The following is an 11,998-nucleotide window of genomic DNA, read 5'->3' as shown; positions in this document are numbered from 1 at the left end:
GGGGCTCGCCGCCGCCCGAGCGTCAGTTTCCGGCCAGGCCGTACACCCGCCGGGCGTTGTCCGCCGCGATCATCGCGCCGACCCGCCGCGCGTCCGTCTCCGACCAGGCTCCGTTCGCCGTCCAGTCGCCGAGTACGGACGCGAGGGCGGTGCGGAACAGGGCGCAGCCGACGGCGTACAGCTCCGGGAGGCCGTAGGCGTCGGTGGAGAACAGCAGCTTGCCGAAGGGGGCGAGTTCGAGGAATTCGGCGAGGACGGCGGCGGCCGGGGCCCCGGTGTGGGTGAGGGTCAGCCCGATGTCGGCGTAGACGTGCGGGAAGACACCCGCCAGGTAGGCGGCCTGGCGGTGGTAGGGGTAGCAGTGCAGCAGCACCAGGTCGGTGCCGGTGTCGGCGGTGGCCCGGACCAGGGCGGTGAGCAGCGCCGGGTCGGCCTGGTCCAGGCGCAGGTCGGGGTCGCCGAAGCCGGTGTGCACCTGGAGCGGCCGGCCGGTGGCGACGGCCAGCCAGATGAGGTGGCGCAGCAGGACGGGGTCGGTGAGGCGGGGCGCGCCGGCAGCCAGCCACCGGCGGGCGGCGGCGTGGACGGCGTCGGGGCCGGGCGGCCGGGGGTCGAGGGCGAGCCCGTGGCGGTAGGCGGCGACGGTTTTGAAGGCGACGGCGGTCCGCGCGGCCTCGGTCACCGCGCGGCCGAGGGCGTCGGTGAACTCCTCGGCCTCGCGTATCCCCGCCGCGAGGTGTTCGGCCAGGGTCTCCAGCCGGACGACCTCGTGGCCGGTGCCGCCGCCCGCCGCGGCGGTCTCGGCCGGGCCGGTGAGGTCGCCGGGCAGCCCGGTGTCCAGCAGGTAGGTGCCGATGCCGGTGGCGCCCAGCAGCCGCCGGCGCGTCTCTTCCGGGCCGAGTTCGCGGCGGCGGGCCAGGTAGCGGTCGGGCGGGCAGTGTGCGGGCAGGCCGAGCAGCGGCGGGCACCAGCGGCGTACGGCGAAGCCGGCCTGGGTGTCGAAGAAGGTGGTGCCCGCGGCGGGCGGGCGGTCCGATTCGGTGAGATACCCGGCGAAGGTCCCGGCGTCCAGGTCGTGCCGGAGCACGCCGTGGCAGTGGTGGTCGACCAGCGGCGGCAGGCCGTCGTCGGGGCCGGCCCCCACGGCGGGCGCCGGCATCACCAGCGCCAGCGGGTGGCCGCGGTGATCTCCTCGGCGTCGCTCTCGGCGAACCGGGCCTCCTCGGCCCGGCGGACGGCGAGGACGGCGCCGTGCAGCACCTCGCCCAGGGCTTCGTAGAGCGGGCCGGACTTCTCCAGTCGGTCGGTGGCCTCGGTGAGGGTGGCGGGCAGCCGGACGATGCCGCGCCGGGCCCGTTCGCGGACGCCGAGCACGCCCGGGTCGCCGGCCATGGGGGCGGGCAGCCGCGCGCCGGACTCGATGCCGTGCAGGCCGGCCGCGATGACCGCGCCGACGGCGAGGTAGGGGTTGGCGGCGGCGTCGAAGGTCTTGACCTCGGCGTGGCCGCCGTCGGGGTCGTCGGGGGCGCCGGGGATCAGGCGCAGTGCCGCCTCGCGGTTCTCCACGCCCCAGCACTGGTAGACACCCGCCCAGTGGGAGGGCGTCAGGCGCAGGTAGCTGGCGGGCGAGGGGCAGCCGATGGCGAGGAGGGCGGGCAGCGCGTCGAGGATGCCGCCGAGGAAGGCCACCGCGTCGGGTGCCAGGCCCCATTCGGCGTCCGGCGCGCGGTGCAGGCTCGCGTCGTCGCGGCGCAGGCTGAGGTGGAGGTGGCAGCCGTTGCCGACCTCTCCGGCGACGACGGAGGGTGCGAAGGAGGCGCGCAGGCCGTGCCGGGCGGAGACGGCGCGGACGGTCTCGCGGACCAGCACCACGTCGTCGGCGGCGCGTACGGGGTCGCCGGGGGCGGTGGTCACCTCGAACTGGCCGGGGGCGTACTCGGGGTGCAACTGGAGGACGTCGACGCCCTGGACGGTGAGGGCTTCGGTGACATCGCGGAGGTAGTCGGAGAGTTCGACGACTCGGGTCATGCCGTACGCGGGGCCGTGGCAGGGGTAGTCGAGCGTCTCGAACACCTCGGCGTTGGCCGGTGTCTGGGCGTGGGGGGCGCGGGTGACCACCCACTCGGTTTCGAATCCCATCCGGATGTCGAGGCCCGCGGCGGTGGCCCGGTCGGCCATGCGGCGGGCGAACTGCCGCTGGCAGGCGGGGTGCGGCAGGCCCTGCTGGTCGTAGCGGTCCACCGGGGCCCAGGCCCAGCCGGGCTGGGCGGCGAGCGTGGTGACCCGGTCGAGGTCGGGGAAGAGCCGCAGGTCGCCGTCCGGGCCGCCGAGGTGCTCGGATTCGGTGATGGCGTCGTCGGAGGTGAAGACGTCGAAGACGGGCGACATGCCGACGCCGCGTTCCACGGTGTGCGCCAGGCGCTGCGCGGGGATGGCCTTGACGCGGGCGATGCCCGCGTTGTCCACCCAGGTCAGAGCCACGTTCCGGACGCCTTCCGCGTCCAGTCGCGCCGCCAACTGGCGGGCGTCCCCGCGCTGGTCCGCAGGCCGCGATGCCATAGTGCCGTCCTCACTCCGCCGTGCCGATCCCTCGGCGCCCGAGCCCCGCTGTCGCCGGGGCGGCCAGAGCCTTCCCGGTCAGGGGCAATTGAACTCGCACCATACGCACTTACCGCCACCGCGTGGTTCCACACCCCACACATCCGCCAGCCGGTCCACGAGCAGCAGGCCGCGGCCGGAGACCCCCGCCTCGCCCGGTTCGCGACGACGCGGCAGGCTGCTGGACTGGTCCTCGACCTCCAGCCGCAGCCGTCGCTGGACGCTGTGCGGCATACGGATGTTGACGACGGCCTCGCCGTCGGTGTGCAGCAGCGCGTTGGTGATCAGCTCGTCGGCGACCAGCTCGATCTCCTCGGAGCGCTCGCGGGCGCCCCAGGCGCGGACGGCCGCCCGGATCATGTGGCGGGCCGCGGCGAGACCGGCCGGGTCGGCGGGCGCGATGTGCTGCCGGAACCGTCCGACGGTGTCGTGCTCCGGCGCCCCGAGGCGGCGCAGCAGGAGCAGCGCCATGTCGTCCTCGCCGGTCCGGGCGGCCGCCGACTCGCAGAGCCGGTCGGCGAGTTGCTGGACGTCCTGCGGGCCCTCGCGCACCTCCCTGGCCAGCCGTCGCATCCCGTCGTCGAGGTCGGCGCCGGGCTCTTCGACGAGTCCGTCGGTGCACAGCAGCAGGGTGTCGCCGGGGGCGAGGTGGACGGTGGTGACGGGGTAGTCGAGCCGTCTGAATTCGGAGGAGATGCCGAGCGGCAGTCCGCCGGCCACCGGCAGCCGCCGGCAGAGCCCTTCGGCGTGCCGCAGCAGCGGGTCGATGTGCCCGGCGCGGACGAACCGTGCGGCGCCGGTGCTCAGGTCGGCGTCGACGTAGACGCAGGTGGCGAAGCGGTCGGTGTCGAGTTCGTTGAGGAAGGCGGAGGCGCGGGCCATGACGGTCGCCGGTGCGTGTCCTTCGGCGGCGTACGCGCGCAGCACGATCCGCAGTTGGCCCATCAGCGCCGCGGCCTGGGTGTCGTGGCCCTGGACGTCTCCGATGACGGCGCCCACCCGGCCGTCGGGCAGCGGGATCACGTCGTACCAGTCGCCGCCGATGTCCCGGCCCATCCGCGCGGAGCGGTAGCGGACGGCTATCTGGGAGCCGGGCACACCGGGTATCCGGCGCGGCAGCATGGCCTGCTGGAGGCCCGCGGCGAGGTCGTGTTCCTGGTCGTAGAGCATGGCGCGGGCCAGGCTCTGCGCGATGCTGCTGCCGAGCGCGAGCAGGACGTTGCGCTCCTGGTCGCGAAATTCGCTCTCGCGCTGGAAGAAGAGGCCGATCACGCCGATGGGGCGGCCCTGGGCGATGAGCGGCAGGTAGGCGGCGGAGCCGATGTCGAGCGGTTCGATGGCCGGCCACAGCCGCGGGTAGCCGTCGGCGAACTCGGCGCGGCTGCGGACGTAGCGCGGGGTGAGGGTGCGGACGACCTCGCTCATCGGGAAGGCGTCGCCGACGCGGGTGTACTCCAGGTCCGGTACGAAGCTGCCGGCCTTGCCTTCCGAGACCAGGCGGATGCGGCCGGCCTCGACCAGGCCGAGAATGACGTTCTCCGCGCCGAGCCGGCTGAGCCCCTGCTCGTCGGCGAGGACGGCGATGACGTCGCGGACGGTCCTGGCGTGTGCCAGGGCGGCGGTGGTGCGCTCGACGATGCTGGTGTGCCGGCGGCGTTCCTCGTCGACCAGGAGCCGCTCGGCCGCCTGGGTGTATTCGTCGCTGGCGTCGCGGACCACGCCGATGACACGCCGGGGGCGGCCGGTCTCGTCGCGGCGGATGCTGCCCTGGGCGTGTGTCCAGCGCAGCCCGCCGTCGCGCAGGCGGACGCGGAAGTAGGCGCCGTAGGAGTCGCTGCCGTCTTTGAGGGCGCGGGCGACGAGGGCGTCCAGGCGGGCCGCCTCGGTGGGCGGTACCCGGCTGGTGAGGGCGGTCGGGCGGTTGTCGTACTCCGCCGCGGGCATGTCGAAGATTTCGAGGGCGGGCGGGTCCAGGTGCATCAGCCCGCTGTCGAGGTCCCAGTCGAAGCCGCCCATGCCGTTGAGAGCCAGGGTCAGGTCGGGGTGGGCCGGCCAGTCGTCCGGCACCGACACGGTGGGCCGCTTCGCCTCCCGGTCAGCCATGTCGTCACTTTGCCACATTCACCCGCCTTACGGCGTTTCGGAAATGCACCACCCTCGCATTCCGCCCACCCGACCAGCTCGTCGACGCACCCTCCACTTCCGCTCCCCATGTCCTCCGACCTGGCCTTTTCTCACCCTCCCCGCCTCTTCCCGCCGCGCCCCGACCTGAGGACCCGGCTCGTCGTCGGCGGTCCCGGCCCTGCGGGAAGGCCCGGAACCCGGGTCACGGAGGACGCCGGAGGGGTGACGCACCGTAGCCACGAGGCGCAGGGTCATACGGAGACGTATTCCCTTCCGGGGCGGCGGCGCCCTCGGGGATCACCCGAGAGCAGGGCGGCGACACGCACGTTCGAGACCGGCCGCCTGTTCGTCACTTCCCGGTGGCCCGCAGGACATCGCACCGCCCTACCGTGATCGACATCCCCGGGCGGTCCGACCGAAGCGCCATCTCCGCTCGCGCCAGGCGGAGTTGGCGTAGCCGTCGACACCCGGGCGCCAGTAGTAAAGGTTCTTAACAGAAACTCGCCGCCCTCCTTGACGCGTACATGGCCGACCGTCAGGATGCCCGGGACGGCTCCCCCACGCCGACCCAGGAGACGACGATGACGCCCACCCCCCTCACCCCGAAGAAACTGCTGCGCAACCCCCGCTTAGGCATATCGGCCGCCGCGGCCCTCGCCCTCGTCGGCGGCTTGGCGCTGTGGTCCCCCGCCGGCCGCGCGGACGCCGCCCCCGACCACGCGGCGGGCCCGAACGCCGCCGGCTTCACGGCGGTCGCCGCGGGCGACATCGCCGAGAAGTGCACCGCGAGCGACAGCGACTGCGAGCACCCCAAGACCGCCGCGCTGGTACAGAAGATCAACCCCGCCTTCGTCCTCACCATGGGCGACAACCAGTACGACAACGCCCGACTCAAGGACTACCAGCGGTACTACGCCAAGACCTGGGGCGCCTTCAAGGACAAGACGCACCCCGCTCCGGGCAACCACGAGACCTACGACCCGGACGGCGCCCTCGCGGGCTACAAGTCCTACTTCGGGTCCGTGGCCTACCCCCAGGGCAAGAGCTACTACAGCTTCGACCAGGGCAACTGGCACTTCATCGCCCTCGACTCCACCAACCTGAACTCCTCACAGATCAACTGGCTCAAGGCCGACCTGGCCGCCAACTCCAAGCAATGCGTGGCCGCTTACTGGCACCACCCGCTGTTCTCCTCGGGTGAGCACGGCAACAACCCCGTCAGCCGCCCGGTCTGGAAGCTGCTCTACGACGCCAAGGCCGAGCTGGTCCTCAACGGCCACGACCACCACTACGAGCGTTTCGCCCCGCAGGACCCCGACGGCCGGGCCGACAGCGGCGGGCTGGTCGAACTCCTCGGCGGGATGGGCGGCGCCAACCCGTACAAGATCGAAGAGGTCCAGCCGAACAGCCAGAAGCGGCTGACGGACACCTTCGGCGTGGTGAGGCTGAACTTCACCGACACCGGCTTCTCCTGGGATCTGGTCGGCACGGACGGCACCACCAAGGACACCAGCCCGTCCTACGCGTGCCACTGAGGCCCGCGGCCACCGGAAATCCACAGGGCTGACCGATGTATCTCGCGACCACGGACGCGGCCGCGACGGCGACGAAGGTGACGCGCGGCCGCGTCGGGGGGCCGGTTCTCGCCCTCGGCGCGGTCAGCCTCGTCACCGACATCTCCTCCGAGATGGTCACCGCCGTCCTGCCCCTCTACTTCGTCCTCCAACTGGGCCTGTCGCCCCTCCAGTTCGGTTTTCTCGACGGGCTCTACAACGGCGTGACCGCCCTCGTCAGGCTGCTGGGCGGGCACGCGGCCGACCGCGGCGGCCGGCACAAGATCGTCGCCGGCGGCGGCTACGCGCTGTCCGCCCTGTCCCGCCTGGGGCTGCTGCTCGCCGGCGGCGCCACCGCCGGAATCGGCGTGGCGCTCGCCGCCGACCGCATCGGCAAGGGGGTGCGCACCGCCCCGCGCGATGCGCTGATCTCCCTCAGCGCGCCACCGGACGCGCTGGGCCGGGCGTTCGGCGTGCACCGCGCCATGGACACCACCGGCGCGCTCCTCGGCCCGCTCGCCGCGTTCGCCCTGCTGTGGGCCACCGCCGACGCCTACGACGCGGTGTTCGTCGCCAGCTTCTGCGCCGGCCTGCTCGGCGTCCTGATGCTGGTCGCCTTCGTACCGGGCCGGGCCGAACTGCCCGCGCACCCCAGGACACCGGCCACCGGGCCCCGGGCGCGACTCCTGACGCCGCTGCGCGACCGATCCTTCCGCCGTATCTGCGCCGCGGCGGCACTGCTCGGCGCGGCCACCATCGGCGACGCGTTCGTCTACCTGCTGCTCCAGCGCCGCCTGGACTTCGCGGTGAGCTGGTTCCCGCTGCTGCCGCTGGGCGCCGCCGCGGTCTACCTGCTGCTCGCGGTGCCCGCCGGCCGGCTCGGCGACCGCGTCGGCCGCCGCGTCCCCTTCCTGTGCGGGCATGCCGCGCTGCTGACCGGCTACGTCCTGCTGCTGACCACCGGTACGGGCACGACGGTGCTGGTCGGCGTGCTGCTGGCGCTCGGTGTGTTCTACGCGGCCACCGACGGCGTGCTGATGGCGCTGGCCGGCCCGGTCCTGCCCGCCGCGCGCCGGGCGAGCGGGATGGCGCTGCTCCAGACGGTCCAGGCGCTGTGCCGGCTGCTGGCGGCCGCCGGCTTCGGCGCCGCCTGGACCGTGTGGGGCACCCGCCCCGCCCTGATCGCCGCCGTCCTCGCCCTGGCCGCCGCGCTCGCGGCCGCCACCGTCCTGCTCCCCCGCCCGGAAAGGCAGCCGTCCCCCGCATGAAGCCCCCGACCGGTCCCACACCCGGCACCGCCGAAGCTCCAAAGCGGCCGGACGCCCCGGAGAGCCGCCCGCGGGGACTCGCCGCGCTACCCCTGCGCGCCCGGGTCGCCGCCGTGGCGGCCGCCGCCGCGCTCCTGGTCACCGTCGCCGTCGTCTACACCGCCGGCGCCGCCCGGCGCGCCGAACCGGCCGACGGCCCCTCGGCGTTCGGCATCGACCACGGCCTGCTGTACTTCCGCAGCACCGGCCCCGGCGCCGGCCGCGTGGCCCGCCTCCCCGCACCGCCGGGCCCGGTGGCCGGCACGGCCCGCACCACCGGCGGGCCCGTCTGCGAGCGCTTCCACGCGGCGGCCGGCACCGGCCTGTGCCTCCAGCGCCGCCCCGGCATCCCACCCCGGTCGTACGCCGTCGTGCTGGACCGGCGGCTGCGCGAGACGCGGCGTATCGCGCTGACCGGCATCCCCAACCGGGCCCGGGTCTCGGCGTCGGGCCGGATGCTGGCATGGACGATGTTCGCCACCGGCGACTCCTACGCCACCAGCACCTTCTCCACCCGCACCTCGATCCTGGACACCCGCACCGGCTACCTCGTCAAGAACATGGAGGAGATCCCCCTCACCCTCGACGGCCACCGCTACCACTCCCCCGACGTCAACTACTGGGGCGTCACCTTCGCCCGCGACGACAACCGCTTCTACGCCACGGTCTCGACCAAGGGGAAGACCTACCTCGTCCAGGGCGACATGCGCCAGTGGACGGCCCGCACACTGCGCGAGAACGTCGAATGCCCCTCCCTCTCGCCCGACAACACCCGGCTCGCCTTCAAAAAGCGGGTCCGCGAGGGCGCCACCGACCCCTGGCGGCTGTACGTCCTGGACCTGCGCACCCTGCGCGAACACCCGCTCGCCGAACGCCGCGGGGTGGACGACCAGGCCGTCTGGCTGGACGAGGACACCCTCGCCTACGCGCTCCCGGGCCGGGACGGCCGAACCGCCGACGTGTGGCGCGTCCCGGCGGACGGCGGCGGCACCCCGTCCCTACTCGTCCCCGACGCCTCCTCGCCCGTACGCGTCCCCTGAGAACGGCTTCCCCCGCCCGGACCGGCAACGCCCCGGCCGACTCCGCCGGCCCCCCGGCGACGGGGACCCACCCCTCGGCGCACAATCGGAGGGTGAACGACGCGGAGGAAGCCCACGGCAAGGCCGGCGCGCACGACGCGGCGGCGCGGCACACGGAACGACCGGCGGCCCGGACCGCCCGCCAGGAGGGCGGCGACCCGGCATGCTGGCTGGACCAGGTGTGCCCGGACTGCGGCCGCATCCGCGAACGGCCCGCCGACGCGGCCTGCGAGCACTGCGGCGCCGCGCCGGAGGCGGAAGCCCCGGACATCACCCCCGCGCCCACCGAGGTCGATGCCCCGGCCCCCGACGCCCCTGCCCTCCGCAGGGACCGTGACGAGCAGGGCCGGGCCCGCAACGCCCGACCGCGCGACGGACTCGGCCGCCCGCTGCCCTACGGCTCCCCGGGCGTGCCCCGGCAGCCGGAAGGCGTACCCCGGACCCCCGCGCAGTCGCTGGCCGAGGCGCAGCGGCTGCTGGACGCGGGGATGCCCTTCCACGCCCACGAGGTACTGGAGGACGCCTGGAAGGCCGCGCCATCAGCGGAACGCGGACTGTGGCGGGGTCTCGCGCAGTTGGCGGTGGGCCTGACCCACGCCGCGCGCGGCAACGTCTCCGGGGCCACCTCGCTGCTGGAGCGGGGCGTCGCCGCCGTGGCGCCGTACACGGACGCCGCCCCGTACGGCATCGACCTCCCCGGCCTGGCGGCCTGGGCCCGGGAGCTGACCGGCCGTCTGAACGCCCCGGTGGACGCGGCCGAGGCCGCTCCCCGGCTGCGCGGCGGGCCGAGCGACTGACGCTCGGCCCGACCCTGACCGCCGAGGACGACTACGGGCCCTGGCCGCCGAGGACGGCTACAGCCCCTGACCGTCGGCGCCGGACGGGTGCCCGGCCCGGGCCACCCGTCAGGCGATCACCCGGGAGGTGCGCCCGCAGGACACCTCAGCCGCCACCCGGCCTTCCACGGCCACGGCTGCGGACCCGGCCCCGGCCGGGCAGCCGCCAGGCGAACACCGCGCCCATCGCCGGCACCGCCCCGCCCGCGCCGCCGGCCCACAGCCCGAGCACGGAGTACCAGGGCGCGCTCGCCCTGTTCTCCTCGTCGGTGGCGCCGACGGCGAGCGCGCCGCCCACGCGGGTGGTGTAGGCGGCGTGCCGGACGCTCAGCGATCCGACCGGACGGGCCTTGTCCGCGTGGCTGAATCCCCAGTCCAGGAGCGAACGCGCTTCCTTGTAGACGGCGTTGTCCGCGCCGGACCGCGGGTTCATCACCGTGACCACCAGGGTGCGGCCGTCGCGCCGGGCGGCGGCGATCAGCGTGTTGCCGGCCTGGCTGGTGTAGCCGTTCTTGACGCCGATGATGCCGGGGTAGCGGGCCATTCCGTGCGAGCCCGCCAGCAGCCGGTTGGTGTTCTCGATCTCGGTGCTCCCGCTGGCGGTGGGGAAGCGCGCCCGGACGGTGGAGCAGTAGCGGGCGAAGTCCTCGTTGGCGAGCCCGGCGCGGGCGAAGACGGTCAGGTCGTACGCCGAGGACACCTGGCCCGGCGCGTCATAGCCGTCCGGGGACTTCACCGTCGTGTCGTTCGCGCCGAGTTTGCGGGCGGTCTCCTGCATCTCCCGGGCGGTGGCCTCCCAGCCACCGTTCATCGAGGCCAGCACGTGCACGGCGTCGTTGCCTGAGCGAAGGAAGACCCCGCGCCACAGGTCGGCGACTTTGTAGCGCTGGCCCTTGCGGACACCGACGAGACTGCTGCCGGCGCCGATTCCCTTCAGGTCCGCCGCGCTGACCCGGCGGACCGTGCCGGCCGGGAACTTCGGCAGGACGGTGACCGCGAACAGCGCCTTGAGGGTGCTGGCCGGCGCGAGCTTGCGATGCGCGTCCTTGGCGGCCAGCAGATCGCCGCTGTCGGCGTCGGCGACGGTCCACGACAGGGCGGACAGACCGTCGGGCAGCTTGGGACCATCGGGCGCCACGGCCACCGGCCGGGTCAGCGCGGGCTGACGGACGACCGGCCCGCCGGGGTGAGCCGCGGCCGGTATGGGCGCCAGCGAAACCCCGGCGGCGGCGAGCAGCGCCAGCACACCGGACTTCTTGGACAAAACCGCGTCAATTGCCATGCCACCACGCTAAGAAGGGCAGCCGCCGCGCGCAGTGCGGGTGCGCCAGACGGACGAGGAGACCGCCGCGCCCGCGGCGTGTCGCAACTGCAAAGAGCGACCCGCCCGGTGCGACGGGGGATGCACACCGGGCGGGTCCCAAGACCTTTCTACCGCATGTCGGATCGCTTATGCCTCAAATCTTTGTTCGTCTGCCGATTACCCGGCGGCGGGGAGCGAAATCCGGCCATGCGCCCATCCGGTGGACGGGGCCGGAATCCAGCGCCGTTCGCCGCCGCCTCCCCCTGCCAACTGCCCGCCGAGCACTGCCAGTTCGGCCGAATCTCGGCGCAACCGGACGCGCCGTCCACAGCGGCCCCCAGGCATACGAAAAGCCCGCCGCCCCCGGTTTCACCAGGCGACCGGCGACCACATCGCGTGACGCGCATGTCAGCTCTCCACGGCTCCACTGGCTCGCCACTCAGGGGCATCAGTCTCCTCGTGGAACTCCAGCAGGTGCTCACCAGCGAACCGTTGCAGGACCGTGCGGACTTCGGCGGGGGTGACGTAGAAGAACTCCCGTCGCAGATTGACCCGGTTCACCCGGCGGTCCTCGAACTGCTGGTGGAGGCGACGCTCCAGCCCCGCGGCGTCTTCGCGCTTCTGGAGCTCGGCTTTGTACGCGATCGCGTCGTTCAGCCGGTGCCGGTATTCGTAGATCCCGACTTCCTGCAGCATCGCCGTCTCATCGGTCAGGACGATGCCCCGTCGCGCCTCCGCGAGTCGCCGCTCCGCCGGCTCGGCCTCCCGCAGCATCGCGTCCCGGCGCCGCCGCGCCTCGTCCAGTTGAGTGCTGAGCTGCTCCGATGCTCGCTGCGCCTTCGCCAAGCGCAGCTCATCATGACGGGCGGTGTCGGCCGCCCTCGCATGCTCTTCTCGGGCTATCTGCTCGCGGAGCCGCTCATGCTCAGACCTCAGTCTCCGGGTCTCGACGATCAACTGGGCCGAATCGAGGCCCTGGATGCGGGCCACTTGCTCCTCAGCGACGGTTTTCTCGGCTGAGCGGCGTTCGCATTCCGCCCGCAGGTTCTCCACCGCGGCCATCAGCCGGGTGTTCTCTGTCTGCACTCGCTGAGCCTCGGCTTGAGCCTTTCTGCGGCGCCGCCCGAAGAGGCCGGTTCCATGATCACTGTCAGACCGTGTCGCCGGGCGGGTCCGCTTCCGCCGGCGGCTTCTGCCG

At 73.7% G+C, this 11,998-nt stretch carries 9 protein-coding genes; 4 read left to right on the top strand and 5 right to left on the bottom strand.

Annotated elements, in window-relative coordinates; genetic code table 11:
* Nucleotides 1-22: 22 nt before the first annotated feature.
* From ACZ45Z_RS01970 to ACZ45Z_RS01960, 3 genes are all read right to left on the bottom strand, one after another.
* Nucleotides 23-1,159: an amidohydrolase family protein gene (locus ACZ45Z_RS01970; protein ID WP_468354476.1), complete on the bottom strand. Its 1,137-nt coding sequence runs from the start codon at nt 1,157-1,159 to the stop codon at nt 23-25.
* A complete protein-coding gene (locus ACZ45Z_RS01965; protein ID WP_468354473.1) occupies nt 1,159-2,559 on the bottom strand; it encodes a glutamine synthetase family protein in 1,401 nt (466 codons plus the stop codon). Before ACZ45Z_RS01965 ends, ACZ45Z_RS01970 begins: the two co-directional genes overlap by 1 nt.
* A gap of 78 nt (nt 2,560-2,637) precedes the next feature.
* A complete protein-coding gene (locus ACZ45Z_RS01960; RefSeq protein ID WP_468354470.1) occupies nt 2,638-4,701 on the bottom strand; it encodes a SpoIIE family protein phosphatase in 2,064 nt (687 codons plus the stop codon).
* 602 nt (nt 4,702-5,303) lie between these two features.
* Between ACZ45Z_RS01960 and ACZ45Z_RS01955 the strand changes: the two genes are divergently transcribed.
* The 4 genes from ACZ45Z_RS01955 to ACZ45Z_RS01940 all read left to right on the top strand — a co-directional run bounded on the left by ACZ45Z_RS01955 (nt 5,304) and on the right by ACZ45Z_RS01940 (nt 9,458).
* Nucleotides 5,304-6,257: a metallophosphoesterase family protein gene (locus tag ACZ45Z_RS01955; protein WP_468354467.1), complete on the top strand. Its 954-nt coding sequence runs from the start codon at nt 5,304-5,306 to the stop codon at nt 6,255-6,257.
* Nucleotides 6,258-6,292: 35 nt separating this feature from the next.
* Nucleotides 6,293-7,543, top strand: a complete 1,251-nt coding sequence (locus tag ACZ45Z_RS01950; RefSeq protein ID WP_468354464.1) for an MFS transporter — start codon at nt 6,293-6,295, stop codon at nt 7,541-7,543.
* On the top strand, nt 7,540-8,622 hold the full coding sequence (locus ACZ45Z_RS01945) for a TolB-like translocation protein (protein ID WP_468354461.1): 1,083 nt from the start codon (nt 7,540-7,542) through the stop codon (nt 8,620-8,622). The genes ACZ45Z_RS01950 and ACZ45Z_RS01945 overlap by 4 nt, the downstream gene beginning before the upstream one ends.
* Nucleotides 8,623-8,930: 308 nt before the next feature.
* The gene (locus tag ACZ45Z_RS01940) at nt 8,931-9,458 is read left to right on the top strand and encodes a DUF309 domain-containing protein (RefSeq protein ID WP_468355536.1); all 528 of its coding nucleotides are present in this window, start codon (nt 8,931-8,933) and stop codon (nt 9,456-9,458) included.
* Nucleotides 9,459-9,603: 145 nt separating this feature from the next.
* Here the strand turns inward: ACZ45Z_RS01940 and ACZ45Z_RS01935 are convergent, their stop codons facing one another.
* Together ACZ45Z_RS01935 and ACZ45Z_RS01930 are read right to left on the bottom strand one after the other, a co-directional pair.
* On the bottom strand, nt 9,604-10,779 hold the full coding sequence (locus ACZ45Z_RS01935) for a D-alanyl-D-alanine carboxypeptidase family protein (RefSeq protein WP_468354458.1): 1,176 nt from the start codon (nt 10,777-10,779) through the stop codon (nt 9,604-9,606).
* A gap of 429 nt (nt 10,780-11,208) precedes the next feature.
* On the bottom strand, nt 11,209-11,886 hold the full coding sequence (locus ACZ45Z_RS01930) for a GIY-YIG nuclease family protein (protein WP_468354455.1): 678 nt from the start codon (nt 11,884-11,886) through the stop codon (nt 11,209-11,211).
* Nucleotides 11,887-11,998 lie beyond the last annotated feature (112 nt).

It is taken from the genome of Streptomyces sp. NPDC031210, assembly GCF_055570395.1.
This window is presented reverse-complemented; position numbering and strand designations above follow the sequence as displayed.

What these genes read in the sequence shown, in the direction of transcription:
- ACZ45Z_RS01970 (WP_468354476.1), bottom strand. Translation starts at nt 1,159, where the DNA reads ATGCCGGCGCCCGCCGTGGGGGCCGGCCCCGACGACGGCCTGCCGCCG.
- ACZ45Z_RS01965 (WP_468354473.1), bottom strand. Translation starts at nt 2,559, where the DNA reads ATGGCATCGCGGCCTGCGGACCAGCGCGGGGACGCCCGCCAGTTGGCG.
- ACZ45Z_RS01960 (WP_468354470.1), bottom strand. Translation starts at nt 4,701, where the DNA reads ATGGCTGACCGGGAGGCGAAGCGGCCCACCGTGTCGGTGCCGGACGAC.
- ACZ45Z_RS01955 (WP_468354467.1), top strand. Translation starts at nt 5,304, where the DNA reads ATGACGCCCACCCCCCTCACCCCGAAGAAACTGCTGCGCAACCCCCGC.
- ACZ45Z_RS01950 (WP_468354464.1), top strand. Translation starts at nt 6,293, where the DNA reads ATGTATCTCGCGACCACGGACGCGGCCGCGACGGCGACGAAGGTGACG.
- ACZ45Z_RS01945 (WP_468354461.1), top strand. Translation starts at nt 7,540, where the DNA reads ATGAAGCCCCCGACCGGTCCCACACCCGGCACCGCCGAAGCTCCAAAG.
- ACZ45Z_RS01935 (WP_468354458.1), bottom strand. Translation starts at nt 10,779, where the DNA reads ATGGCAATTGACGCGGTTTTGTCCAAGAAGTCCGGTGTGCTGGCGCTG.